General features: G+C 67.2%; 21 protein-coding genes, 1 pseudogene and 1 riboswitch. Of the genes and pseudogenes, 12 read left to right on the forward strand and 10 right to left on the reverse strand.

Features of this window, described 5'->3' with window-relative positions:
• Positions 1-15: 15 nt before the first annotated feature.
• The 5 genes and pseudogenes from AC6CHY_RS10600 to cycA all read left to right on the forward strand — a co-directional run bounded on the left by AC6CHY_RS10600 (position 16) and on the right by cycA (position 4,363).
• Positions 16-366, forward strand: coding sequence for a DsrE family protein (locus AC6CHY_RS10600; protein WP_498226683.1), 351 nt, complete (start codon positions 16-18; stop codon positions 364-366).
• Positions 367-550: 184 nt separating this feature from the next.
• Complete coding sequence (locus AC6CHY_RS10605; protein ID WP_498226684.1) at positions 551-1,675, forward strand: YkvI family membrane protein; 1,125 nt, start codon at positions 551-553, stop codon at positions 1,673-1,675.
• A gap of 128 nt (positions 1,676-1,803) precedes the next feature.
• The gene (locus AC6CHY_RS10610; protein ID WP_498226685.1) at positions 1,804-2,205 is read left to right on the forward strand and encodes a DUF5956 family protein; all 402 of its coding nucleotides are present in this window, start codon (positions 1,804-1,806) and stop codon (positions 2,203-2,205) included.
• A gap of 160 nt (positions 2,206-2,365) precedes the next feature.
• Positions 2,366-2,463: riboswitch (glycine riboswitch) on the forward strand.
• Between the two features lie 156 nt (positions 2,464-2,619).
• Positions 2,620-2,826, forward strand: coding sequence for a hypothetical protein (locus tag AC6CHY_RS10615; protein ID WP_217388797.1), 207 nt, complete (start codon positions 2,620-2,622; stop codon positions 2,824-2,826).
• A 55-nt stretch (positions 2,827-2,881) separates the two neighbouring features.
• Positions 2,882-4,363: pseudogene (cycA, locus tag AC6CHY_RS10620) on the forward strand (D-serine/D-alanine/glycine transporter).
• Positions 4,364-4,454: 91 nt separating this feature from the next.
• Here the strand turns inward: cycA and AC6CHY_RS10625 are convergent.
• A complete protein-coding gene (locus AC6CHY_RS10625; RefSeq protein WP_217388796.1) occupies positions 4,455-4,829 on the reverse strand; it encodes a PH domain-containing protein in 375 nt (124 codons plus the stop codon).
• A gap of 48 nt (positions 4,830-4,877) precedes the next feature.
• Entirely contained in the window at positions 4,878-5,867 is a 990-nt protein-coding gene (locus AC6CHY_RS10630) for an ArsR/SmtB family transcription factor (RefSeq protein WP_498226686.1), read from the reverse strand.
• Positions 5,868-5,960: 93 nt separating this feature from the next.
• On the opposite strand from AC6CHY_RS10630, the gene AC6CHY_RS10635 reads away from it, so the two are divergent.
• Positions 5,961-6,188 carry a hypothetical protein gene (locus AC6CHY_RS10635; protein ID WP_498226687.1) on the forward strand — a complete coding sequence of 76 codons (228 nt, stop codon included), beginning with the start codon at positions 5,961-5,963 and terminating at the stop codon, positions 6,186-6,188.
• A gap of 96 nt (positions 6,189-6,284) precedes the next feature.
• On the opposite strand, the gene AC6CHY_RS10640 is transcribed toward AC6CHY_RS10635, so the two are convergent.
• The 3 genes from AC6CHY_RS10640 to AC6CHY_RS10650 form a co-directional block, all read right to left on the reverse strand.
• On the reverse strand, positions 6,285-7,115 hold the full coding sequence (locus AC6CHY_RS10640; protein WP_217388793.1) for a hypothetical protein: 831 nt from the start codon (positions 7,113-7,115) through the stop codon (positions 6,285-6,287).
• A gap of 173 nt (positions 7,116-7,288) precedes the next feature.
• Positions 7,289-8,311, reverse strand: coding sequence for an LLM class flavin-dependent oxidoreductase (locus tag AC6CHY_RS10645; protein ID WP_498226688.1), 1,023 nt, complete (start codon positions 8,309-8,311; stop codon positions 7,289-7,291).
• A 124-nt stretch (positions 8,312-8,435) separates the two neighbouring features.
• Positions 8,436-9,623 (reverse strand): MFS transporter, encoded by a 1,188-nt coding sequence (locus tag AC6CHY_RS10650; protein ID WP_336245079.1) that lies wholly within the window; start codon positions 9,621-9,623, stop codon positions 8,436-8,438.
• A gap of 208 nt (positions 9,624-9,831) precedes the next feature.
• On the opposite strand from AC6CHY_RS10650, the gene AC6CHY_RS10655 reads away from it, so the two are divergent.
• Positions 9,832-11,145 (forward strand): MFS transporter, encoded by a 1,314-nt coding sequence (locus tag AC6CHY_RS10655; RefSeq protein WP_498226689.1) that lies wholly within the window; start codon positions 9,832-9,834, stop codon positions 11,143-11,145.
• Complete coding sequence (locus tag AC6CHY_RS10660; protein WP_498226690.1) at positions 11,142-11,822, forward strand: FadR/GntR family transcriptional regulator; 681 nt, start codon at positions 11,142-11,144, stop codon at positions 11,820-11,822. The genes AC6CHY_RS10655 and AC6CHY_RS10660 overlap by 4 nt, the downstream gene beginning before the upstream one ends.
• Positions 11,823-11,900: 78 nt before the next feature.
• Here the strand turns inward: AC6CHY_RS10660 and AC6CHY_RS10665 are convergent, their stop codons facing one another.
• Entirely contained in the window at positions 11,901-13,649 is a 1,749-nt protein-coding gene (locus AC6CHY_RS10665; protein WP_498226691.1) for a calcineurin-like phosphoesterase C-terminal domain-containing protein, read from the reverse strand.
• A gap of 584 nt (positions 13,650-14,233) precedes the next feature.
• On the opposite strand from AC6CHY_RS10665, the gene AC6CHY_RS10670 reads away from it, so the two are divergent.
• Positions 14,234-15,061 carry a shikimate 5-dehydrogenase gene (locus tag AC6CHY_RS10670; RefSeq protein ID WP_498226692.1) on the forward strand — a complete coding sequence of 276 codons (828 nt, stop codon included), beginning with the start codon at positions 14,234-14,236 and terminating at the stop codon, positions 15,059-15,061.
• Positions 15,062-15,177: 116 nt separating this feature from the next.
• Here the strand turns inward: AC6CHY_RS10670 and AC6CHY_RS10675 are convergent, their stop codons facing one another.
• The 3 genes from AC6CHY_RS10675 to AC6CHY_RS10685 form a co-directional block, all read right to left on the reverse strand.
• Positions 15,178-17,001, reverse strand: a complete 1,824-nt coding sequence (locus tag AC6CHY_RS10675) for a calcineurin-like phosphoesterase C-terminal domain-containing protein (protein ID WP_498226693.1) — start codon at positions 16,999-17,001, stop codon at positions 15,178-15,180.
• 263 nt (positions 17,002-17,264) lie between these two features.
• Positions 17,265-18,443: an MFS transporter gene (locus AC6CHY_RS10680; protein WP_498226694.1), complete on the reverse strand. Its 1,179-nt coding sequence runs from the start codon at positions 18,441-18,443 to the stop codon at positions 17,265-17,267.
• Positions 18,444-18,586: 143 nt separating this feature from the next.
• The gene (locus AC6CHY_RS10685; RefSeq protein WP_498226695.1) at positions 18,587-18,889 is read right to left on the reverse strand and encodes a hypothetical protein; all 303 of its coding nucleotides are present in this window, start codon (positions 18,887-18,889) and stop codon (positions 18,587-18,589) included.
• Positions 18,890-19,439: 550 nt separating this feature from the next.
• On the opposite strand from AC6CHY_RS10685, the gene AC6CHY_RS10690 reads away from it, so the two are divergent.
• The gene (locus tag AC6CHY_RS10690; protein WP_498226696.1) at positions 19,440-20,678 is read left to right on the forward strand and encodes an acyl-CoA dehydrogenase family protein; all 1,239 of its coding nucleotides are present in this window, start codon (positions 19,440-19,442) and stop codon (positions 20,676-20,678) included.
• A 22-nt stretch (positions 20,679-20,700) separates the two neighbouring features.
• Here the strand turns inward: AC6CHY_RS10690 and AC6CHY_RS10695 are convergent, their stop codons facing one another.
• The gene (locus AC6CHY_RS10695; protein ID WP_498226697.1) at positions 20,701-21,498 is read right to left on the reverse strand and encodes a GNAT family N-acetyltransferase; all 798 of its coding nucleotides are present in this window, start codon (positions 21,496-21,498) and stop codon (positions 20,701-20,703) included.
• 270 nt (positions 21,499-21,768) lie between these two features.
• Here AC6CHY_RS10695 and AC6CHY_RS10700 point away from each other — a divergent pair, with 270 nt between their 5' ends.
• Positions 21,769-23,142 carry a helix-turn-helix domain-containing protein gene (locus AC6CHY_RS10700; RefSeq protein ID WP_498226754.1) on the forward strand — a complete coding sequence of 458 codons (1,374 nt, stop codon included), beginning with the start codon at positions 21,769-21,771 and terminating at the stop codon, positions 23,140-23,142.
• A gap of 105 nt (positions 23,143-23,247) precedes the next feature.
• Positions 23,248-24,144, forward strand: a complete 897-nt coding sequence (locus AC6CHY_RS10705; RefSeq protein ID WP_498226698.1) for a universal stress protein — start codon at positions 23,248-23,250, stop codon at positions 24,142-24,144.
• Positions 24,145-24,153: the final 9 nt, after the last annotated feature.

Raw genomic sequence — 24,153 nt, forward strand, 5'->3', positions numbered from 1 at the left:
CGAAGGAGTCCGCCCGTGACCCAAAGACTGCTGCTGCACTTCGCCGGACCCGGAACCGGGGATTTCCCGGATCTTGCCGCCGCCACCCGGATCGCCCGCAATGCCCGCGCCGAATTGCCGGATGCGGCCATCGAGGTCGTCGTCCAGGGCCCCTGCGTGGCCCAGCTGGCCGCCGGCCCGAGCTTGGACGCGGATATTGCCCAGCTGGCGTCCGAGGGGGACATCGAGGTCTCCGCCTGCCAAAACAGCATGCGTGCGGCCGGGGTGGCCGCGGACGTGCTCGCCCCGGGCGTGCGCCCGGTGCCGGCCGCGGTCGCCCACCTGGCCAGCGCTCAGTTCGCGGGGGCCGCCTACGTGAGGATTTGAAAATTGCCGTGGTCCGCGGTGCTCCCGGCTGCTGAAAGGTTCCGCCGAGGCATCGTGACCCGCGTCATCTTTCCTAAAAGTGTTGACTGCATCACATATCAAACATATCGTTCGTTGGGTATTGATATATCAGGAGTTGACGTGCGTTCACCGGCGTCGGTAACTTTCGGGAGACGCACAAGGCATGGCGCAAAAGGCATTCACCAGGGCGCACCTGGACACCGTCGAGAAGGTGAGCGTCCTGCGCGTCCTCACCTACGCCGGTGCAATCATCGCGTTTCTCATCGGTTCCGGCTTCGCCACCGGCCAGGAGATCCTGCAGTACTTCACGTCCTACGGTTACTGGGGGGTCTTTGGCACCGGGCTGTTGGTCCTGGTGCTCATGACGTATGTGGCCGTCGAATTCTTCGTGGTCGGACAGGCGAAGAAATTCGAGCGGCCCTCGATGATCTTCCACTACTACTGCGGCAAGCACCTGGGGACGTTCTTCGACTTCTTCTCCATCCTGTTCGTCTTCCTGAGCTTCACGGTGATGGTCGCCGGAGCCGGCGCCGTCTTCGAGGAGCACTATGGGCTCTCGCGCTACGCCGGCGGCATCGGACTGGCGGTGGTCGTCGGCATCAGCGTCTGGTTCGGGCTCAAGTCGCTGGTCGATGTCATCGGCAAGATCGGCCCGCTGATCGTCGTGGTCGCGATCGCACTGGGGCTGTTGGGGATCCTCCGCAACCCGGGCGGGGTCGCCGAGGGCAATGCCCTGCTGGCCGGGATGGAGCTGACGCAGGCCTCCACGAACTGGTTCATGGCGGGCCTGTCCTACGTCGGTTTCTGCATGCTGTGGCTCGCTGCCTTCCTGACCGCGCTCGGCAAGACCGCCCGCAGCCGCAGGGAAGCGTCCTCCGGGGCGCTGGCGGGATCGATCGCCTTCTCGGTTGCCTGCATCGTCGTCGGGCTCGGCCTCCTCGCCAACATCGCCGAGGTTGGCGGGACCGAGATCCCGATGCTGGTGCTGGCCAGCGACGTAAGTCCGGTGCTTGCCGCAGGGATCTCCGTGATGATCCTTGCGGGCATCTACACGACAGCGGTGCCACTGCTGTGGACAGTCTCCTCGCGTTTCTTCGCCGACAAGACGCCGCGCTTCAAGTACCTGACCATCGCCCTGGCCGTCATCGGCACCGTGATCGGCCTCGTCTTGCCCTTTTCCCAAATGGTCAACATCGTCTACGTGGTCAACGGTTACGTGGGAATCCTGTTGCTGGTCCTGATGCTGGTCAAGACCGGAACGCGCCTGGTGCGGCGCCAGCCGCTGTGACCCGGCACGGTCGTCCGCTGCGTTAAACGGCGCCGGTCCGCGCCCTTGGCCTATCGCGGCCGTCTCGCGTCGGTTAGGCTGGCCGCGCGGGCCGGCGCGAGTGCCGGCCATGCGATCGAGGAGGAAGCATGAACGGCGTTGACTGGGAATCGGTTCCCGTGGCCGATCCGCCACCCGGTGCCGTCGAGGTGCCCCGCAGCGGCTTCGGATTCCTCGCCGTCGCCGGCATCCTGGAACTCGGCGTGCCCGACGCCGTCTACCGCCTTCCGCGCGAGGCGGGGCCGGCGATTCAAGCGGAATCCGGCGAGAACTCCAGGCAGATCGCCGCGTGCCTGTCCGATGCGGGGATCCCCGGCCCCGCTGATCCGCTGGCCCACTGCTGGTTCATTGTCCCGCCGCCATCCATGCCCACCGAGGGATTCTGGGACGCGCTGGACGAAGCCGAGCCATTGCGCCAGGCGAAGCCAGGCCCGGTGGGGCGCCGCAACGGCCTGCATGCGGCGCTGCAGGTTTTGTACTCCAACAGCTGATCGGCCGCCACTGGCGCCCCGCGGATGCCACCCGACCGCCGGGCGTGCCCCTTTTAGGGGTGCGCGACATTTTTTCGGGACGCCGCGACACAAAAGTCTTGTGAGTTGCACCACACGCGCGTGCGACGTAAGTTATGACTGCAATCACAAACATCGCCGTTGACGCGTGGCGGGAGAGTCCCGTTCACACCATGGACGGGCGCCGTAGGAGCAATTCCTCCCCAGGAAACTCTCAGGCACCCGTACCGCCACGAAGAGGCGAATCTGGAAAGAAGCACGGTTACGTTCGTGCTCACCGAAGGAGCAAGTCCCGACCCCTTGCGGGCCGGGATGGAAACTCTCAGGTACGTCAACAGATTGGGGAGGATCCAAGAACAGTGCGGCCTGTGCCGCGCTCGATTCGGGAGTTCCTCCATGACGCCAACCACCCACGCCACTGCCCGGTCGCCCTTCGGCGCGCCCGCCGGCCTGTCCCGTGAATCCGCGCAGCGGAATCACCGGCTTGCCGTGCGCCGCGCCGAATGGCCCTCCTGTAAGTGCGCCGGCTTGGGAATGGTTGCCTCGGAGAACACCGTGAAGGCCCCACTCCAGGGCCTCGCCACCGTCGGCGACATCCGTTAGGGAGTCGTCAATGGCACGCCACCGAAGCACCGGCACCAATCTGGAAGGCAACAGCATGAGCAAGAACAGTTCCGCGCCCCACCTCGAACGTGGGCTCTCCAACCGCCACATCCAACTGATCGCGATCGGCGGGGCCATCGGCACCGGCCTGTTCATGGGCTCCGGAAAGACCATTGCGGTGGCCGGGCCGTCTGTCATCTTCGTGTACATGATCATCGGCTTCATGCTTTTCTTCGTGATGCGCGCGATGGGCGAATTGCTGCTGAGCAACACCAACTAAAAGAACTTCTCCGACTTCGCCGGGGACATCCTGGGCCCGTGGGCCGCATTCTTCACCGGCTGGACCTACTGGTTCTGCTGGGTGGTCACCGGCATCGCCGACGTCGTGGCGATCTCCCACTATGTGGCGTTCTGGTGGAAGGACCTGCCGCTGTGGATCCCCGCCGTGGCCTGCATCCTGCTGCTCGTGGCGCTCAACTTGCCGAGCGTTAAGAACTTCGGCGAAACCGAGTTCTGGTTCGCCCTGGTCAAGATCGTCGCCATCGGCGCACTGATCGTCGTCGGCCTGGTCATGATCATCACCGGATTCGAAAACAACGGCGCCACCGCCTCCTTCGCGAACCTCTGGAGCGACGGCGGGATGTTCCCGACCGGCTTCATGGGCTTCGTCGCCGGCTTCCAGATCGCCGTGTTCGCATTCGTCGGCATCGAGCTGGTGGGCACCACCGCCGCCGAGACCAAGGACCCGGAGAAGACCCTGCCCAAGGCGATCAACTCCATCCCGGTCCGCATCCTCTTCTTCTACGTCGGTGCCCTGGTCATCCTCATGGCGGTGCAGCCGTGGAAGCTGTTCAGCGCCGCGGAATCCCCCTTCGTGGGCATGTTCGCCATGGCCGGCCTGGCCGGTGCGGCAGGCGTGATCAACTTCGTGGTGCTCACCTCCGCGACCTCCAGCGCGAATTCAGGGATCTACTCGACCTCCCGCATGATGCACGGGCTGGCCGAGGAAGGCGACGCCCCCAAGGGTTTCGCGAAGCTCTCCCGCACCAAGGTCCCACGCAACGCGCTGCTGTTCTCCTGCATGTTCCTGCTCGCCGGCGTGGCGCTGCTTTACGCAGAGGGCGGCGTGGCCGAGGCGTTCACCCTGGTCACGACCATCTCGGCCCTGTGCTTCATGTTCGTCTGGTCGATCATCCTGATCAGCTACCTGGTCTACCGCAAGCGCCGCCCGCAACTGCACGCGGCCAGCAAGTTCAAGATGCCCGGCGGAACGTTCATGCCCTACGTGGTGCTGGCCTTCTTCGGCTTCATCCTCTGGGCATTGACCACGCAGGCCGACACCTTCTCCGCGTTGCTCTTCACCCCGATCTGGTTTGTGGGACTGGGGATCGGCTACGCGATCCTGCGCAGCAAGCCGAAGCACGCCGAGCTGCGTGCCATGCACGGAGCCAAGGTCGCCCAGGAGCGCATGCTCGTCGCGTCGTTCAACGCCGGCCCGACCGTCGAGGCGGAGCTGAAGGAGCCTGCCGGGCGATGACGCCGGGCGCCACCGGGCGCCAGCTTAGCCGGAAAGGCCTCGGGGCCGCCCCCAAAAGGGTGGCCCCGAGGCCTTTCCGGCTGTTGTTGGCTTAGAGGACGTGGGAGGCGACGAGCTGCGAGAGGGCGCGCACGTCCACCTTTCCCTTGAACTCCAGGCGGACCTTGCCCAGGCCGCTGAACCACAAATCCAGCTCGGCGTCGAGATCGAAGGTTCCGGCGGTTTCCACGGAGAACGACTGGACCTTGGAATACGGCAGCGACGTGTAGTCGCGCTTCTTGCCCGTGAGGCCCTGGATGTTCACCGCGACGAGCCGCTTGTTGGTGAAAACCACGTAGTCGCGCACGCCCTTGAAGGCGGCCAGCAGCTCCTCGCCCTGGACAAAGAGGGGAGTCACCTCCCCCGCGACGTCCTCGGGGTTGCAGGGGCTGAGCTTGAACACGGAGGCGTTGTTGAAATCGATCATGACCCGACCCTACCCAGCCGCGGGGACAGTGAGGGCGTTGCGGCGGGGCTACGCGCGGGCGAGCAGGTCCTCGCCCAGGTCGGCGCGCCGGTAGAAGACCTCGCGGCCCGCACGGATGGTGTCGGTTAGACCGGAGGCGGCCATCACTTTCAGGTGCCCGTTGACGGTTCCCGCGGCCAGGTCCAGGACGCAGGCCAGCTGGGTGGTGGTCATGGGCAGGTCGAGCTGGGCCAGGATCTGTGCCCGGGTGTGCCCGAGCAGCTGTGCCACCGGGGAGTCCTTGACCTCGCGGGTGTTTTCCCAGAGCCGGCCGACGCCGCGCGGGGCGTAGGTCAGCGTGGGGACAAACGGATCGACGTCCAGCACCAGGGTGCGCGGCCAGACGAATGCGCTGGGAACCAGGATCAGCCCGTTGCCCGGGGAGGCGTGGTGGCTGCCGTCGCAGTTGGCGGTGACCTCGATGCCGTCGGGCGTCAGGCGCACATTGGGGTGCAAGGTGTTGAAGACCTGGTGGATTCCGTGCTCGGCCAGCAGGGCCAGCCTGTAGTCGAGGTCCGCCAGCAGCATGGCGCGCAGTCGCGGCCAGAACGGCTCAACGGCGGTTTCCCAGTACCAGCGCAGGGCCGCAACGATGCGCGCGATTTCGGATAGCGGATCGTCACGGATTGCCCGCACCGTTTTCATGCGGTTTTCTTCCAACCCGGTTGCGAACAGGTAGTCGAGGTCGCGGACCCACAACTCCGGAGGAACGGCGCCAACCGCGGCGAGGCCCGCCTCGAAGGTGTCCTGCCGCAGGGGAGTGGGGGTGAGGGAATCGGCGATGTAGCCGGTGGGGCGGATCAACGTGGTCAGCAACCGCAGATGGTCCTGTTTCTGCGGATCGCGCGAGGCAAGAATGCGTCTGGTGGCATCGCTGATCCAGGGTCGGTGCATCCGGGTGCCCAGCTGGAGGGCACGCACGCTGGTGACCGTTTCCCACAGGGGCGAGATGGTGAATCGCACCCGGGTCAGGTCCTCGGCCGACAGGCTGATCTGCATGTCAATCAGTCTAGGCTCGCGGACGTCCCGGGGTAAGGATTCGGAAATACCCGAATGGTGGCCGATCGGCGCCGGCGGTTTCAGGATGGACGCATGAGCATCTCAACCGATACATTCACTGCCCGACCACTCTTCGACAATCCTGCCAAGGGCAGGCACCTGGCCCGCAGGCGGGCGGCGCGAACCGCTGCACATGCCGCGCCGCGGCACCGCATGGCCGCCACGCTCTGGCGCACCTCGCCGCTGCAGGAGGAGCAGCTGCGCGAGAACCGCGAGCGCGCCTGGATCCAGCTTTCCCAGGTCGTCGCCGGGCGGTTCTGAACCGAACCGCGCTCGTCCCCCGGCGGGGATTTCGCGGCGATCGGCTATCCGGCTGCGCGGGAAGCGCTGCTCCGGCTGCCGCCATCGGCCTCTGAGCTACTCGGCGTCCGGAGTCCACATCCTCCGTGATTCGAGATACCAGAAGTAGGCAAACAACGCGATCTCATACCATTCGACCAGAAAGGCCGCCTGCCTGATCCCGACGGCCGAGAGCACCGGCCACGCGACGACACCGAGAACCATGAGGACCAGCAGCCCGCCATAGTGGCGCCCGCGCCCGCCACTGGTGTCGGTGCTTCCCAGTCGGTCGCTGCCCAGGTGACTGGCGATCGCGATGGCCATGCTGCCGATCAGCAGCAGCGTTGCAGCAAGGTGGACGCCCACGAACTCCTTGCCCTCCCACGTCCGCCACGCCAGCAGCGCCAGGAATCCCGCCAGCAGGACCGAGCTCGCCATTGTCAGGGCCCGCGTCCACCCGCTTTGCAGCAGAATCGCCGGTGCCCAGGTCATGGTCTTCCAGTCGAGCCACATGAAGACCGCCGCAACGACAACCACCGCAATGACGGCGACCTGAATGGAGCGAACCAGCGCCTCGCGATCGGCGGGCGCGAGCCCGGCGAGGGTTTCGTCCAGTCGGGTGGGCACGAGGGCCACGAACACCGCGTAAAAGCCGGCGAGGTTGAGCGCGTAATTCTCCAGCGGCGGGCCCTTGTAGACGACCAGCAAGACTCCGATGGTCACCAGCATCGCGACGAAGAGGTCCCTGGCGGGCCCGAGGTAGTAGGAGCTGATCGAGTCCTCGACCCGCCCGGTCGTCAGCCCGTAGACAAGGATGGCAACCACAAGGAGCAACGGGACGACCAGCAGCATGAGCCGCAGGTAACGCAGTGTTTCCTGGCCCTGTGATAGCCCCTGGATGGTATTCATGTTTGCAGCCATGCCTGATTGTGCATTGGGTGGAGCCGTTTGGCCAGTCGGCGCGCGGAGGCGGAACCTGCCTCCCGTGAAGGCCTTACGGACTTGGAAAGAGGAAGGTGCGCGTGCGGAAAACCTGTTCCGCTCGCGCACCTTCGCCGGCACGGGGCCGTGGGGCCAGGGGGTTAGCGCCAGCCGAGCTCCGGTGCCACGTGCGTCAGGATCGCGTCGATGACGTGCGCGTTGTACTCGACGCCGAGCTGGTTCGGGACCGTGAGCAGCAGGGTGTCGGCGGCGGCGATCGCCTCGTCCTCGGCCAACTTCGCAACGAGCTCGTCGGGTTCCCCGGCGTAGGACTTGCCGAAGACCGCGCGGGTCTTGGCATCGATGTTGCCCACCTGGTCCGAGCTGTGGCGGTCGCGGCCGAAGTACTGCCAGTCGCGCTCTTCCGTCAGCGCGAAAATGCTGCGGCTGACCGAGACCCGCGGCTCGCGGGTGTGCCCCGCTTCCTTCCAGGTCTGGCGGTAGAGCTCGATCTGCTCGGCCTGCTGCACGTGGAACGGCTTGCCGCTCTCGTCGTCCTTGAGCGTGGAGCTTTGCAGGTTCATGCCCAGCTTCGCCGCCCACACGGCGGTGGCATTCGAGCCGGAGCCCCACCAAATGCGCTCGCGCAGGCCGGCCGAGTACGGCTCCACGCGGAGCAGGCCCGGAGGGTTCGGAAACATCGGACGGGGGTTCGGTTCCGCGAAGCTCTCGCCCGTGAGCACCTCGAGCAGGCGTTCGGTGTGCCGCCGGCCCATGTCCGCATCGGACTCGCCCTCGGCGGGGGAGAAGCCGAAGTGGCGCCATCCGTCGATGACCTGCTCGGGTGAACCCCTGCTGATGCCCAGTTGCAGCCGCCCGCCCGAGATCAGGTCGGCCGCGCCGGCATCCTCCGCCATGTAGAGCGGGTTCTCATAGCGCATGTCGATGACGCCGGTGCCGATCTCGATGCGGCTGGTCCGCGCCCCGATCGCGGCAAGCAGCGGGAACGGGGAGGCATGCTGTTGGGCGAAGTGGTGGACGCGGAAGTAGGCGCCGTCGGCGCCGAGCTCCTCGGCGGCAACCGCAAGGTCGATCGCCTGCAGCAGTGCGTCCGACGCGCTGCGGGTGCCCGACTGCTGGTGGTCGGTCCAATGGCCAAATGACAGGAATCCGATGTTCTTCACACGGGTGGCCAACGCGGCGGGCGCGGTTTGTATTCCTCATGGAGGTCCGGGAATGGGGGACTGACAGGCAACGCTGGGTGCAGGCCGAGGTGGTGTGGAGCCTCTTGGCGTCGGGTGCCGGGGGTCAGCGCCGGTCCGCGAGCCGCACGGCCAACAACGACCCGACAGTGAAGGCGAGGGTCGCCGCGAGCACCAGGAACAGCGGCGCGGTCCAGGACCCGGTGCTGCTGTTGAGCCAGCCGGCCAGCGGCGGTGCGCAGGTCGCGGCGAGGTAGCCGCCGGCCTGGATCCGGGCGGAGGCGGAGGCAGTGTCGGCATTGTTGTGGGCGACGCGGGGGATGATCGAGAAGATTGCGGTGAACCCGCCGCCCTGCGCAATGCCGCCGATGACGGCCCAGAGCACGAAGGCCTCGGGGGCAGCCAGGAGACCGATCGGCAGGGTGACCCAGCACAGGGCGACGACGGCGGTGGCTATCCAAAGTCTTGTCCTCGCGGCCAGCAGCGGCACCCCGAACGCCCCGATGACGGCGGCGATCTGGAACAGCGAGGCAGTTGCGCCGGAGGAGGTCGGGGCCAACCCCCGGGTGTCGGAGAGCAGCAGGGGCAGCCAGGCGGTGGTGGCGTAGTAGGCGGCAGACTGGCCGCAGAAGGCCAGCACCAGCAGGGCGACGACGCGCCGGAAGTGCGCCCGGTCCGTGGAAGTGCGTACCGTGGCCGCGGTCGCCCCGGGGCCGATGCGGGAGCTTCCGGCCGTGGATTCGCGGGGTGCCTCGGGTGCGGGCCCGGGGGCGGCCACCTGGCGCGCCCGGCGTTGGCGCAACAGCCAGTAGGCCAGCCCGGCGGCCGTCACCAGCCCCCAGGCCGCGATTGCCCAGCGCCAGCCAAGCAGTGCTGCCAGCGGCGCGGTGCCCAGCAGCGTGGCCATGGATCCGATGTTCATGGTGGCCGAGTAGGCGCCGGTGACGGCGGAGATTCTTTTGAAGGGCACGTCCCGGCGGATCAGGACGGGGACGGCGATGTTCCCCAGGGTCATGGCGGCGCCGATCAGCACGGTTCCTGCCAGCACCACCGAGGCCGGGCCGAGAGAGCGCAGAACGGTTCCGGCAAGCACTCCGGCCAGGCACAGGATGATCGTGGTCTCCGGGCCGAAGCGGCGGATGCTCCGCGTGGCCAGCGGGGTTGCGAGCGCGAACAGCAGCACCGGCAGCCCGGTCAGCAGGCCTGCCCCGACGGCCGTCAGCCCGGTGTCGGAGGTGATGTCCGTGATCACCGCGGTGGGCGCGATGATTGGCGCGCGCAGGCTCAACGCCACGACCACGATGCCGGCGATGACCCACGGCAGTGCCGCGGGCAGTGCTGGGTGGCGATGCGTGGCGGGCTCCTTTTGGTTTGCGGGACGCTGTGGCCAATGCGCGCCAAGGTCCCGCAGCCAGCCTATCGGAGCCTTCGACGGCCGAACCGGTCCGTGGTTAAGGCCACGGGATTCGCCGTAACAAACATCAGACGTCTAATGTTTAATCATGAGTTCAGAGACCACCCGGCACCCGCCCCTTCCACCGCAGGCCATCGAAGATGCCGCCGGCGCATTGGCAGGGGTCGAGTCAGCCGCAGGCGCGCCGGCGGCCGGACCCGTGCCCGCGACGCGAAAGCGCTGGGTCATCGGGGCGTTGACGGTGGCCGCGGTGGTCCTGGTCGGCCTGAACCTGCGCGCGGCGATTGCCTCCGCGGCGCCGCTCTTCCACGACCTCGAACAACTGCTGGGCTACGGAACCGTCGTGGCCTCGCTGCTGCCCACAATCCCGGTGCTCTGCTTTGCATTCGCCGGGGCCGGCACCGCCTGGCTGGTCAAGCACACCGGACTCGAACGGGCGATCGGGCTGGCCCTGCTGCTGCTTACCCTGGGCCTGGCCGTGCGTGCCTTCGAGTCCACCTGGCTGCTGCTGGCCGGCACCGTGCTCGGCATGTCCGGGCTGGCCATCTGCAACGTGGCCATGCCCTCCTTCATCCGGGAGCACCACGCAAACAGGTCCGCGGCCATGACCGCCACCTACACCGTCACCATGTCGGTGGGCGCAACCACCGCCGCTGCCCTGAGCGTGCCGGTCGCCGCGCGCTTGGGCTCGCCGACGCTCGGGCTTGCTGCCTGGGCGATCCCCGCGGCACTCGCGTTGCTGGTCTTCCTGCCGCTGGCCATCCGGGGGAGCCGCACCGTCGGACCCGCGGGACCACACGTCTCCCCGTGGCCCATGCTGGCCACCCGCAGGGGCCTGCTGTTCACCTCGACCTTCGCCGTGCAGTCGATGCTGGTGTACACGCTGTTGAGCTGGCTGCCGCACATCCTCATCTCGCGCGGATCGGACGCTGCCACCGCGGGCTTCATGTTGGGCCTGGTGCAGGCGGTCAGCATCCCCACCGTATTGCTCATGCTGTGGATGGCCTCGAAGCCGCGGCTGTTGCGCGGCGCCTTCATCCTGACTTGCGGGTGCGCCGTCGCCGGGTTCACCTCCCTGCTGTTGCTCCCTGTCGCGTTCTCGGTGATCCCGGCGATCCTCACCGGGATGGGGCTCGGCATCTTCCCGCTGTTGATGCTGATGATCAGCCGAAGCGGTGAGAGCGCAGCCGAAACCACTGCACTGTCGACCCTTGCCCAATCGGTCGGTTACCTGGTGGCCGCCGCCGGGCCGTTCGGGCTCGGCCTGTTGCAGGGTGTACTGGGGTCCTGGACGGTTCCGCTGGTGATCCTCGTCGGAATCACCTTGGTGCAGTTTGTCCTGGGGTACCGTCTGGGCGGAATCGGGCGGAAGTCGAACGTCCCCGTGGAGGTGCGGGCATGAGCGTCCCCGGGGTGAGGCCGCCGTTGGCCGACGAGGTTGTTGCCCGGCTGCGCGACGCCGTCGCGTCGGGCCGCTGGGGCGTTGGGGAGAAAATCCCGTCCGAACCCGAGCTCATTGCCGAATTCGGGGTCTCCCGCGGAACCTTGCGCGAGGCGATCAAGGCGTTGGCCCATGCCGGATTGTTCGAGGTGCTGCGCGGGGACGGGACCTACGTGAGGGCCACCAGCGAGATCAGCGGCACCGCACAGCGGGTCTTTCGCGAACACGCGGACGAGGACGTGCTCCAGGTGCGCTTCGCCCTGGACACGCAGGCCGCCAGGCTCGCCGCGGGCTCGGCCGACACCGCAGTGGTCGCCGAACTCCGCTCGCTTCTGGCGCGACGGCGCGAGTCCTGGGAATCCGGGGACTACGCGGCCTGGTCGGCTGCGGACTGGGAATTCCACTTGCGCGTGGCGGAGGCCTCGGGGAACACGCTGCTTCACGAGCTTTACGAAAGCTTCGGCGACGTCTTCCACGGGACCAAGATGGTCCAGCGGCTCGAGGCCGGGTTTGACGGTTGCCTGGCCACCGGTCATGAGGAGCTGGTCGAGGCGATCGAGGCGGGGGACGGCGAGGCCGCGGTGCGCACCGTTATCGCGAACCTTGACTATTGCATGGGCTGGATGTCCGGGAGGTAGTCGCAAAACGCCGGCGGTGCGCCGCGGCCGCAAGGCCGTGACGCACCGTCGGTGTGTGTGAACGGGTGAACCCGGGAGCTACTCGGTGACCTCGAAGTCCAGGGTTTCGGTGAATTCGCGGCCGTGCACGTCGGTTGCGGTGACCTCGGCGGTGTGCTCGCCGACGGCGAGGCCGGCGGGCAGCGCCAGGCGCCACAGGTGCATTGACCTGTCGGCCAAGCCGCCGCCGTGGACGAACTGCTCGGCGATGGCAACGGGATCGGAGTACTCGGAGCCGACCAGTGGGGTCTCGCCACGCAGCTGCTGGGTCCGCGACGCAACCAGCGGCTCGCCGCCGTCGATTTCGACCTCGACCGTGGAACCGGTCGAACCCATCCAGAAGTTGGTCGTCAGCCAGGTCCGGCCCGCCAGATCGGCCTGGGAAACCGCCGACGGGCTTTCCAGCTCCGGAGCCGACCCGCGCGGCACGGAGATGTTCTCTGCGTACCAGGCCCGGTACTTCGGGGTGTTCAGGCCCACCGACATCTGCTCGGAGCCGTTGCCACCGCGGATGGTGAGCCGTTCCGTGACCTCCGTGTTCTTGATGTCGAGGGTCAGCACGCCGGGCGGGGTGCCGTCACGCTGGACGGACGTCGGGTAACCCTTTTCGAGGACCCGGCCGCCGTACCAATGGCCCGACACTGCGGGCACGGTCAGGTGCGTGAATGGCAGGCCGGCCTCGCCGACTTCGTCGCGCCATCCGGCCATCAAGTCGCCCTTGCGCAGGTTTTCCGCCATGTGCGTGTGCCCGCCCAGCGAGACGACCTCGCGGCCCTCAAGGATCTCGTAGATCTCCTGCAGCTGCTTCGTCGTGTGGGAGTTGCTGTAGTAGAACTCGAGCAGCGGGCTATGGCCGGCCAGCACGATCACCTTGTTCTTGGGAATTTTCGCGATGTCGGAGCGCAACCATTCGAGCTGGCGCTCGCCGAGCCCGTAGGTGTAGTCGCCCTTCTTTGCGGGCACCTTCGTCGGGTATTCGATGTTGCTCAGGGCCACCACATGCGCCTTGCCGGCGTCGTAGGAGTAGTACTCCGGACCGAACTGGGCTCGGTACGAGTCGAATTCGTGCTCGCCGTCGAGCGCATCGAAGTCCAGGTCATGGCTGCCGGGCAGGAACCGTGCCGGGCCGTTGAGCATGGAAGTCAGTTCGCGGGTCTGGGTGAAGACCGAAAGATCGTCGCCGACCACGTCCCCGATGAAGAGCGCCCCGCAGCCCGCGTAGTCCTGGCGTTCGGCGAGGTCCGCGAATACGCCGTTGCGGGCGAATTCGACCTCCTTCTGGTTGTACGTCTGGATATCGGCGCCGATGGCGCAGTGCTGCTCGGGGGACTGGGTGAGATTGCTTTGGGCCAGCGGGAAATTCACCGCCTCCGGCAGGGCACCGGTGGGTGCGATCCCGCCGAACTTCAGCTTCGGGGAGCCTGCGGGCAGGTGGTTGTAGAAGAACTGGGCGACATTGTGCTCATCGACCGGAACCTGGTAACCGCGGGGCTGGGTGACGAAGACCGTCATGTTCTCAAAGGCCGGAAGCTCGTAGCGGCCGTTCGGATCGGTCGTGGCGATATCGCGCCCGTTGGATACGGCCACGCCCTTGAGGCCCCGTTCGTTGCCGTCAAGAACGGAGTTCTTGTTCGCGTCGTCGAAAACGACGCCACTGAGGGCATCCTGGTTGTTGGCGCCGTTGGATTCAACAACGTCAACGGAGCCGCGGTAGGCATTTGCGTCCCAGTCGCCCTGGGCGGGCGCTGCTCCGGCGGACGAGGACAGCAGGGTGCCAGCAACGAGCACGGCAGCGGTTCCTGCGATGATGCCGAGCGGCCGAGCGCGGAGTTTTTTCGGCGGTTGGGTGGACGAGGGCATGACTTACCTCCGGTGTGGGGAAAACCGGCCGGCTGGTTGGCCGACCGCCACCAACCTTCCAAACTCCGGTGAATGGAAGGCCGCCATCGCGGACCGGCAGGAGGTCAGGCTCGTGAAGACTCGCTAAACGGCGGAATAACAAGACCAGGCAAGAAATTCACGTGCGGTACCGGCGTCATTGTCCTGTCGTAAACGACCATGGGCAGGCACCGGGGGCCGCAGCCGGCCGGAAGGCCATGACGACGGTACCCGGGCAGGATCTGGTGCCGTGCGCCTCCGAGGCCCGCCATTGCGCGGGGGCGGGTTCGGCCTGGTGGCGTTTCCGCGCGGACCACCCGACGATGGCAGCGAGCGCGGCCGGCGGCTATCCGGGCCTCACCGGCGTTGGTGTTCTTCGCCGTCAGCGCTCGCCGTTTGCTGTTCGGATTCCCGTTCGGGGCCGGCCGTTGCCTCCGGACCGTTTTTCTGGACGTCCAGAAACTTGGTCCGTGGCCGCCGAATAGACTGAGCTCATGCCGATTTTGAACAAGGACATGACGCTCTGTATTTCGTTGGCGGCGCGACCCAGCAACAACGGGACACTTTTCCACAACCACCTGTACGGGCAATTGGGCCTGAACTGGATCTACAAGGCATTCGCCCCCACCGACCTGGCCCAGGCCGTCGCCGGGATCCGTGGTCTGGGCATCCGGGGTGCCGCCGTTTCCATGCCTTACAAGGAAGCTGTGATTCCGCTCGTTGACCATTTGGCGCCCTCCGCCGCGGCCATCGAGTCGGTGAACACCATCGTCAATGAAAACGGCGTCCTCACGGCCCACAACACCGATTTTTCGGCGGTGGTCGAGCTGCTGAGGGTCCACCAGCTTCCCGCGACCCTGCGGACCGTGGTCAGGGGCTCCGGCGGAATGGCCAAGGCGGTGGTGGCGGCGCTGCGGCACGTCGGCTTCCAAAACGTGGTGGTGGTGGCCCGCAACGAGGCGGCGGGACGGAAACTGGCCGAGACTTACGGGTTCACCTGGGCGTCGGAGACCTTCGACGGTGCGGAGCTTTTGGTCAACGTCACCCCCATTGGGATGGCCGGCGGCCCCGAGGCGGACCAGATGCCGTTCCCGCCGGAACAGGTGGCCGCCGCGCAGGCGGTGTTCGACGTCGTGTCCGTCCCGGCGGAAACGCCGCTGATTCGCGCGGCGCGCACCGCCGGGAAGCCGGTCGTGACAGGCACCGATGTTGCGGCACTGCAGGCCCTGGAGCAATTCGTGCTCTACACCGGCATAAGGCCGACCGCGGAGCAGGCTCGCGCGGCACGGGAGTTCATGCTGGCACAGACACAACGCCCCTGACATCGACCGTGTGCCACCGGGCACGGCCGCGGGGCAGCCGAACAAACGACGGCGGTGCGCCGCGGCCCGAAAGCCGCGACGCACCGCCAGTGCGCTGGAATGTGTGAAGCGGGATGCTACTCGGTGACCTCGAAGGTCAGGGTCTGCGTGAATTCGCGGCCGTGCACGTCGGTCGCGGTGACCTCCGCGGTGTGTTCGCCGACGGCGAGGCCGGAGGGCAGTTCCAGGCGCCACAGGTGCATGGAGCGGTCAGCGACGCTGCCGCCGTTGACCAGCTGCTCGGCCACTGCCACCGGGTCGGAGTACTCGGCGCCGACCAGCGGGGCTTCGCCTTCCATTGCCTGGGTGCGGGTCGCTTCGGTGGATGCCGCGCCGTCGATGCTCACCTTGACGGTCGAGCCGGTGGAACCCATCCAGAAGTTGGTGGTCAGCCACGTGTTGTTGGCCAGGTCGGCCTTCGGCACGGACAGCGGGTTCTCGAACTCGGGGGCTTTGCCCTTGTTGGAAAGGTTCGCGGCGTACCAGTCGCGGTAGGCAGGGGTGTTCAGCCCCAGGGCCATCTGCACGGAGTCCTCTTCGCCGCGGACGGTGAAGCGCTCGACGACATCGGTGTTCTTGATGTCAAGGGTCAGCACGCCCGGGCGTCCGCCGTCGCGCTGCAGGGCGAGCGGGTAGCCGCTCTCGCCGTCGCGTCCCGAGTACCAGTCACCGGAGATCGCGCCGGCGGTGATGTGGGTGAAGGGCAGGCCGTCGATGCCGAAGATGTCGTTCCAGCCCTCGAGCTTGTCGCCCTCGCGCATGTTCTCGATGCTGTGGGTGTGTCCGCCCAATGCCACGACCTCGCGGCCCTTCAGCAGTTCGTAGATCTCGGCGACCTGCTTGACCTGGTGCTTGGCGCTTCCCTGGTCGGCGAAGTCAAGCAGCGGGATGTGCGCGGCCAGCACGATGACCTTGTTCATCGGCACCTGAGCGATGTCGTTGCGCAGCCACTGGAGCTGCTGCTCGTCCAGGGAACCGGTGTAGTCGCCCTTCGCGGCGGGCTGCTTGGTCGGGTACTCGACGGTGTTAAGCGCAACCACGTGGGCCTTGCCGGCGTCGTAGGAGTAGTACTCCGGGCCGAGGTTGGCCTTGAAGGTGTCGAACGCGTGCTCGCTGGTGGTCGAGTCGAAGTCCAGGTCGTGGTTGCCGGGCAGGAAGCGCGCCGGGCCGTTCAGGACGCTGGCCAGCTCGCGGGTCTGCGGGTAGAAGGAAAGGTCGTCGCCGACCACGTCTCCAATGAACAGGGCGCCGCAGCCCTCGTAGTCGGTGCGCTGGGCCAGGTCGGCGAAGGCGCCGTTGCGGGCGTATTCGACCTCGTCCTGATTGTAGGTCTGGATGTCGCCGCCGATCAGGCAGTGCTGCTCGGGGGATTGGGTCAGCTTGCTCTTGGCCAGCGGGAAGTTCACTGCCTCGGGCAGGGCGCCGGTCGGGGCGATGCCTCCGAACTTCAGCTCCGGGGAACCTGCGGGCAGGTGGTGGTAGGAGAACTGGGCGACGTTGTTTTCGTCGACCGGCACCTGGTAGCCGCGCGGCTGGGTGACGAACACGCTCATGTTGTCGAAGGCAGGCAGCTCGTAGCGGCCCTTCGAATCGGTCTTGGTGACGTCGCGCCCGTTTGACACGGTCACGCCGTTGACGCCGCGCTCGTTGGCGTCCTGCCTGGAGTTCTTGTTTGTGTCATCGAAGACGACTCCATCGATGGCCTGCCCGGCGGTGTCGCCTGCCGACTTCACGACATCGACGGCGCCGCGGTAGGCGGCCGCGTCCCAATCGCCGGCCGCCGGTGCGGCGCTGGCGGCGGGAGCGACCAGGGCTGCCGCGGCCAGAAGGGCCAGGGTTCCGGCGGTGAGCCCGATGGGGCGCAATGAATGCTTCTTGGGTGGTTTGGTGAACGACTGCACGACGTACCTCCGGGTATGGGGGGAATACCTGCCGACCTTTTCGTGGGCACCTCCAACATTCCAAGCCCGGGTGAATGGGACACCGGGATTGGGGTCCGGGCAGGGGGCCTGTCGGCAAAGACTCGCCCACAGGTTGGTGAACGAGGTCGCGGGCAATGTTTCCCCGGTGTTCCGGCGTCGGTTCCGAAACGGCAACGACCACGGGCCGGTGGGGACCGCCGGGTAACGTGGCACGGGCGGTACACCCGAAAGCGTCGTGGCGGCTATCCCCGGGTTGCGGGATCCGCGTGGCCGCGGCTCCATCCGGCATGGGCGGTCGTCGCGGCGATTGTCAGCACCGCGCTGGCCAGCAGGCCGAATCCGAAGATGACGGCAAAGGAACCGGTCTCGGCGAGCGCGGCGGTGGCGAAATTTCCCAGCGATCCGCCCAGGAACAGCGATGCGGCGAACATCGATACCGTTGTCGCGCGGGCCCGTGGTGACACGTCGGTTGCCCAGCCCTGCATGGACGAATGCATGACGGCGTTGGCCACCCCGATCAGGGTCGCAGTGGCGGTGACCGCCGCCGGGACGGGCCACAGCATGGAGATCCCGCAGGCCAGCGCCAGTACCGAGCCCCCGGCACAGATCAGCCGGGTCCGGGAGAAATGGTGCACCAGGGTCTTCATCGCGCGGGCACCGACTATCACCCCGACGGCATAGCCGGTGGCCAACAGCCCGGCCAAGCCGATCCCCACGCCGGCGTGCTGGAGCGCCGGCACGATGTAGGTCAGGGTGCCGAGCAGCACCATGCCTTCCAGCATGGCAATGGCATAGAGGCCAACCGCCGCGCGGGTGAAGGCCAGCCGCAGCCGGAATCGACCGCGCACCGCCGGCGGTACTCGCACCCTTGCCAACGCAGCGAGAATTGCCGCGGCCCCGAGCGCGGGAAGCCCGAAGACCAGACGCCAATCGACAAAGGTTGCAACGGCTCCGGCGCCCAAAGTGGCGAGGGTTGCCCCCAGCGAGGAATAGATTTGCAGGTCAGAGAGCCCCCGTGCGCGGTCGGTCCCCTTCCGGGTGTCGCCCAGCAGCGTGAGCAGGGTCGGGTAGAGGGCACCGAACATGAAGCCCGTGAATGCCCGGACCATGAGCAGCGGCCCGTAGGCAACGAATAGGGCGCTCGTGACGGCGCCGACCGCGGCACCGGCCAAGGCGAGCCGCAGCACCGTCAGCCGGCCGAACCGGTCGCTGAGCAAGCCCCACAATGGCTGCCCGAGCGCGTAGAACAGCGAATAGGCGGCAACCAACTGGACTGCCTGGGCAAGGGTCAGTTCGGTGAACGTGGTCAGGGCGACGAGCATCGGAGGGGTGGCGAAGCGGTCAAAAAATGCCAGAAAGCCAATGGATCGAAGCACCGGGTCGGGTATCGTCCCGGCCGCGCCGGTGGATTCCTTGGCCACGTAGGCGCTCGCCCCCTCACACTCGTTCCCTTGCTACATGTAACCAGACCTGGAGGGCTGGGGAGGCTTTCGTGACATGGCCGTGGGAGCATCAGGCGCAGGAACCACGGAAGTGGTTTCCTGCGCCTGCGTTGACCGATGGGTCAGGGATTCATCGGATCGGATTCCTGGCGGCGCGCCGAGCGACCGAGGAAGCGCCCCAGGAAACGGCGAAGCCCGCCGCGGGACCCCAAATGTCCCTCAAGCTCCCAGGGGTCGGCGGCCGCGTCGGACAGCCGGCCGTCCTCGCCGTAAAGCAGGTGCCTGGTGCCGGGACCGGGGATCTGGGCACCCGCGAGATTTGGAAGGCCGGGGCTTGACGCCGAACCGTGCAGGGCGGCAGGACCCATCCGTGAGGTCCTGCCCTGGGCGCCTTCCGGGCGGGGGAACATCTTTTTCATCGTCATCACCGGGTCCTTTGTCCGTACCTCAATTCTAGTTTTCTTCTGGGGTCCGTGGCATGAAATCCGGCAAGATGTTTTGGCTGTCGGACTGCCCTTCCCAGGGGCCCGACATTCGGTGCACCTGCTCGGCCCCGTTCCAAGTTCGTGTCGAAAGATAAAGGTTTCTTGCCGTCGATGACGCGTTGCCCTGGCGAATATCCCCTGGGGTCCGGACCCGCGCCGCGGGAAATCCCCAGTGTGACCTTGGGCGTCGGTACTTGGTCCTCATGTGACATCCGGGTTCCGCCCGATCATGTCGGCTGTTTGACTCAACGGGTACCCATCCAGAGCGGCCGAGAGACCTGGCTTGTTGACGCCGCAGCAAGTCCACGGAGCAATCCGTGGATAGTGCTTCGGCCAGGAACGATGGAGGCTTCGCGATTCCGACGGCCCTGCATGTCCGACGGGAAGCGGCTTCGCGCAGTCCTTGCCCGCCGAAATAGGTGAGGGGTCGCTTTCCGCGGCCGACCCGATCCATTTCCATCCATTCGTCGACACCACCAGGAGCCAACACATGACCACGACGTCCCTGACCCGCAGCCGGCTCGAGCAGCTCTCGGCCCGCTTCGCCCCGCTCTTCGCCGACATCGCCGCCGGTGCCTCGGAACGCGATCGCACCCAGTCGCTACCCCGCGAACAGGTGGCGGCGCTGGCCGCCGCCGGGTTCGGGGCGGTCCGCGTGCCCGAGTCCCACGGCGGGGCAGGTGCCACGCTTCCGGAGCTCTTCGAACTGCTCACCGAACTGGCTGCAGCCGACCCCAACATCACCCAGGCGCTCCGTGCGCACTTCGCCTTTGTGGAGGACCGGCTGGTCGCCGCACCCGGCGAGAATCGCGACATTTGGTTGGCGCGCTTTGCCGCCGGCGAGCTGGTCGGCAACTCCTGGACGGAGGTCGGGACCGTCACCGTGGGGGAGGTGAACACCAAGGTCACTCCGGACGGCAACGGCGGGTTCGTGGTCAACGGGGCCAAGTACTACTCGACCGGGTCGATCTACGCCGACTGGATCGACACCTACGCGCAGCGTGCCGACACCGGCACCCGGGTCATTGCGGCCGTCAACGCCCACCAGCCCGGCGTGCGGCTCGAGGACGACTGGGACGGCTTCGGCCAGCGCACCACCGGCACCGGAACCTCCACATTCACCAACGCTGTGGTTGCCCCCGAGAACCTCATCGAATTCGACACCCGGTTCAAGTACCAGACCGCCTTCTACCAGGAGGTGCTGCTCGCGGTGCTGGCGGGAACTGCGCGCGCCGTTGAACGCGAGTTCGCCGCCGAGCTGGCCGCACGCAAGCGCACCTTCAGCCACGCGGCGGCCGAGGTGGCGGGCCAGGACCCGCAGCTGCTGCAAATCGTCGGCGAGGTGTCCGCCGCGGCATTCGTCGCTGCAGGCGCGGTGGAGCGTGTGGCCGCCTCCCTGCAGCGCGCCCACGATACCGCCGTCGGGATCCACACCGGCGACGTCACCGGGCAAGAGGACGAGGAAGCCAACGATGCCGCGGAATTGGCCTCGGCCCAGGCGCAGGTGGCGCTCACCCCGTTGGTGCTCAACGCGGTGACCCACGCCTTTGACGCCCTGGCCGCCTCGGCCACCAGTACTACCAAGAACCTTGATCGCCACTGGCGCAATGCCCGCACCGCCGGCAACCACAACCCCTGGGTCTACAAGGCCCGGCTGGTGGGCGACAGCGCCGTCAACGGCGTGGCCCTGCCGCGGGTCTGGGCCATCGGGGCCTCGAAAAAGGCGTAGTCGGGAGGAGTGGCCTGCCGGCTCAGCGCGACCAGTTATAGGGGGTGGTTGTCGAGACCTTGAGCAGGCCGGAGCGTTCGAGGATGGGCCGCGAGTACTCCGTCGAGTCGCTGTGGACCAGCTTCTTGCCCTGGGTCAGCGCCGACCGCGCTCGTGCCGCCGTCAGGGCGCGGTAGATGCCGCGCCCGCGGTAGGCCGCGAGGGTGGCGCCGCCCCAGATGCCCACGAAGTCGGAGTCCGGCACGGGCTCGAGCCTGCCTGCGCCGACAATGCGCCCATCGGTCTCGGCCACCCACAGCTCCATGCCGTCGTTGAGGGCCAGGCGGTTAAGAAGGGCATCGGCCAGCCGGGTGTTGGCGGGGTTGCCGAATGCCGCCTCGACCATCGTGCACATGGCGCGAACATCAGCTTCGCCGGTGATCCGCCGCAGTCCCACCCCGGCCGGGGTCGGGACGTCGGCGCATAACCCCTCCGGGGCTCCGATCATGATCGATTCGGTTTCCCCGGGCAGGAATCCATGGGCCAGCAGCGCCTCGTGCAACCCCGGCGCATGGTCGTGTCCCCGGCTCTTCCACTCGACGCCGGCGATTTTCGGATCCTTGCGGTAATGGTCCAGCGCCCGGCCAACGAGTGCGGTGACCCCGTCTTCGTCAAGGGATCCCAGATCCCGGTACGTGATGAAGCCGCGCCCGCCGGCGAACGTCACCAGCCGCAGGGTCTCCAGCCTCGCGACCCGGATCGCGCTGGGCGTTTCGGCGTCGGTGCGGAGCTGGTCGTCGTAGGCCTTGAGGTACTTCGCGTGGTCGGTCACCGGTTTCATGCTGTCAGCGGCGCGTATTCGGCGCAACCCCGGGCGAAGACCACGAACCTGGAAATTGCCCGAAACGCATGTTTGGCGTTTCCGGATCCTTCTGATCGGACAAAGTGCTGGGAAGATCTTTACTTCTTCGCGTACCCTGAAAACGTGAGCACCCCCACATGGAGCCGGCCCGCTACGCCGGAAAAGAGCGCACTGTCGCCGGAGGACGCCGAGCAACTGGACATCATTTCCCTCGGCCGGCGGATTCGCCACCTGCGCAAGGCCAAGTCGATGACCCTCGATGACCTCTCCGAGGCCGTCGGGACCGCGCCCAGCCAGCTGTCGCTGATGGAAAACGGCAAGCGCGAGCCCAAGCTCAGCATGCTCAAGTCCCTGGCCGCGATCTTCGGGGTCGGGCTGGACGAGCTGCTCGGCGCCGCGCCGCCCACCCGGCGCGCAGCCCTGGAAATCGAGCTGGAACGCGCCCAGCGCGGTCCGCTCTACCAATCCCTCGGACTGCCCAAGGTGCGCATCTCCTCCCGCCTGCCCATGGACGTGCTCGAATCCCTGGTCGGGTTGCAGGGCGAGCTGGAGCGGCGGCTCAACGAGCAGTCGGCCACGCCCGAAGAGGCCCGCCGCGCCAACGCGGAACTGCGCGGCGAGATGAAGGCGCGCAACAACTACTTCCCGGCGATCGAGAAGGAGGCCGCTCGCGTGCTCAAGGCCATCGGCCATGCGTCCGGCCCGCTCTCGCACCACCAGGTCGCCGACATCGCCTCGCACCTGGGCTTTTCCCTGCACAACGTCTCGGACCTACCGCACTCCACCCGCTCGGTCACCGACCTGAAGAACATGCGGGTCTACCTCACCCAGTCCCAGCGCTCGGAACATTCCACCCGCTCGGTGCTGCTCCAGGCCTTCGGCCACCACGTGCTGGGCCATGCCACCCCGGGCGACTACGCCGAGTTCCTGCGCCAACGCGTGGCCACCAACTACTTTGCCGCCTCCCTGATGATGCCGGAAAAGGCCACGGTGGAATTCCTGCAGCGCGCCAAGAGCGCCCGCGAGCTGGCCGTCGAGGACATCCGGGACGCCTTCGCCGTCTCCTACGAGACCGCCGCGCACCGCTTCACCAACCTGGCCACCGAACACCTGGGCATCACCGTGCATTTCCAGAAGGTCCACGAATCGGGCATCATCCACAAGGCCTACGAGAATGACGGCGTGAACTTCCCGATGGACCACATGGGCGCCATCGAGGGCCAGTCGGTGTGCAGGTACTGGACCAGCCGCGAGGTCTTCGACGTGGCAGACCAGTTCAGCGCCTACAACCAGTACACCGACACGGTCGCCGGCACCTTCTGGTGCACCGCGCGGACCGAGCGTTCAAACACCGGCAAGTTCTCGCTGAGCATCGGGGTTCCCTACGTGCACGTGAAGTGGTTCCGCGGGCGCGACACCACCGAGCGCTCGACCTCCACCTGCCCGGACGAATCGTGCTGCCGCCGCCCGCCGCTGGAGCTGCAACGGCAGTGGGCGGGGCAGGCCTGGCCCAGTGCCCGTGCCCAGACGCACCTGTTGGCCGCCATGCCGCAGGGGGCCTTCCCGGGCGTGGACGAGACCGAAGTGTATTCCTTCCTGGCGCAGCACTCGATGGAAAAATAGTGCGCCGCGTCACAGGGGCGTCATTCTTTCCGCCCCCGCCGCGTGAACTGGTAGTCATGAGGTGAACATCCCGCACCGACTCCCAGTAAAGGGGGAACCCACGCCATGAGGTATGTCGTTGGATGCACCGAGGACAAGCGCGGCCGCGAGGCCATCTCGCTGGCCCTGGCGCTCTCCCGGTCCTTGGCCGCACCCCTGGGCGCCGAGATCGAGCTGGTCCACATCATCCCCGGCGTCCCGCCTGCCCAGGCCGCCACCCGCAACGAGCGCGTGTACCAGGAGTTCCTCCAGCAGGCCGCCCAAAAATGGATGGACCGGGCGTTGGCGCTCGTGCCCTCCAGCATGGTGGCGCGGACCCACATCCGCTTTGCCGCCTCGATGGCCGAGGGCCTGCTCGAGGCGGTGGCGGCGTTCAAGGCGGACCTGGTGGTGGTGGGTGCCGCCAGCACCGGGCCGCTGCGCCGGTTCACCGTGGGCTCCGTGGCCAACGCCCTGCTGCATTCCTCGCCGGTTCCGGTGGCCTTGGCGCCCTCGGGCTACCTCCCGCCCCGGGAAATCACCCGCATCACCTGTGCCCTGGGCACCCGCGCCGGGGCGGATTCGGTGCTGGAGGCAGCGGTGGACTCCGCCGCCATCCGCCACGTTCCGCTGCGGCTGGTCTCCCTGGTGGCCATGGACGGCGAGAAGCACCACGGTGACCGCATCGAGGCGGCGCGCGCCCACGCCCGGCAAACCCTGGAGACGGCCGTCGCGGGCGTGCGGAACCGGACGATCGTCACCGCCGACGTCGCCCAGGGCCGCTCGACCGAAGCCGCCGTCGACGCCCTCGACTGGGACGAGTCCGAGATCGTCCTGCTTGGCTCCAGCCGGCTGGCGGAGCGGAGCCGGATCTTCCTGGGATCCACCGCGAACAAGATGCTGCGCGCCCTGCCGGTGCCCATCGTGGTCGTCCCGCGCTTCCATATCCAGGTCCCGGCGGGCGCCAACCATGGGCACGTCTAGGGCCCGGCC

Source organism: Paeniglutamicibacter sp. GQ140 (genome assembly GCF_059759235.1).

Excerpts from the sequence above, each read along its gene's own strand:
- AC6CHY_RS10655 (WP_498226689.1), top strand. The coding sequence starts at position 9,832 with ATGAGTTCAGAGACCACCCGGCACCCGCCCCTTCCACCGCAGGCCATC.
- AC6CHY_RS10605 (WP_498226684.1), top strand. The coding sequence starts at position 551 with ATGGCGCAAAAGGCATTCACCAGGGCGCACCTGGACACCGTCGAGAAG.
- AC6CHY_RS10640 (WP_217388793.1), bottom strand. The coding sequence starts at position 7,115 with ATGAATACCATCCAGGGGCTATCACAGGGCCAGGAAACACTGCGTTAC.
- AC6CHY_RS10615 (WP_217388797.1), top strand. The coding sequence starts at position 2,620 with ATGACGCCAACCACCCACGCCACTGCCCGGTCGCCCTTCGGCGCGCCC.
- AC6CHY_RS10685 (WP_498226695.1), bottom strand. The coding sequence starts at position 18,889 with ATGACGATGAAAAAGATGTTCCCCCGCCCGGAAGGCGCCCAGGGCAGG.
- AC6CHY_RS10690 (WP_498226696.1), top strand. The coding sequence starts at position 19,440 with ATGACCACGACGTCCCTGACCCGCAGCCGGCTCGAGCAGCTCTCGGCC.
- AC6CHY_RS10630 (WP_498226686.1), bottom strand. The coding sequence starts at position 5,867 with ATGCAGATCAGCCTGTCGGCCGAGGACCTGACCCGGGTGCGATTCACC.
- AC6CHY_RS10625 (WP_217388796.1), bottom strand. The coding sequence starts at position 4,829 with ATGATCGATTTCAACAACGCCTCCGTGTTCAAGCTCAGCCCCTGCAAC.
- AC6CHY_RS10610 (WP_498226685.1), top strand. The coding sequence starts at position 1,804 with ATGAACGGCGTTGACTGGGAATCGGTTCCCGTGGCCGATCCGCCACCC.
- AC6CHY_RS10700 (WP_498226754.1), top strand. The coding sequence starts at position 21,769 with ATGACCCTCGATGACCTCTCCGAGGCCGTCGGGACCGCGCCCAGCCAG.
- AC6CHY_RS10635 (WP_498226687.1), top strand. The coding sequence starts at position 5,961 with ATGAGCATCTCAACCGATACATTCACTGCCCGACCACTCTTCGACAAT.
- AC6CHY_RS10660 (WP_498226690.1), top strand. The coding sequence starts at position 11,142 with ATGAGCGTCCCCGGGGTGAGGCCGCCGTTGGCCGACGAGGTTGTTGCC.
- AC6CHY_RS10705 (WP_498226698.1), top strand. The coding sequence starts at position 23,248 with ATGAGGTATGTCGTTGGATGCACCGAGGACAAGCGCGGCCGCGAGGCC.
- AC6CHY_RS10670 (WP_498226692.1), top strand. The coding sequence starts at position 14,234 with ATGCCGATTTTGAACAAGGACATGACGCTCTGTATTTCGTTGGCGGCG.
- AC6CHY_RS10695 (WP_498226697.1), bottom strand. The coding sequence starts at position 21,498 with ATGAAACCGGTGACCGACCACGCGAAGTACCTCAAGGCCTACGACGAC.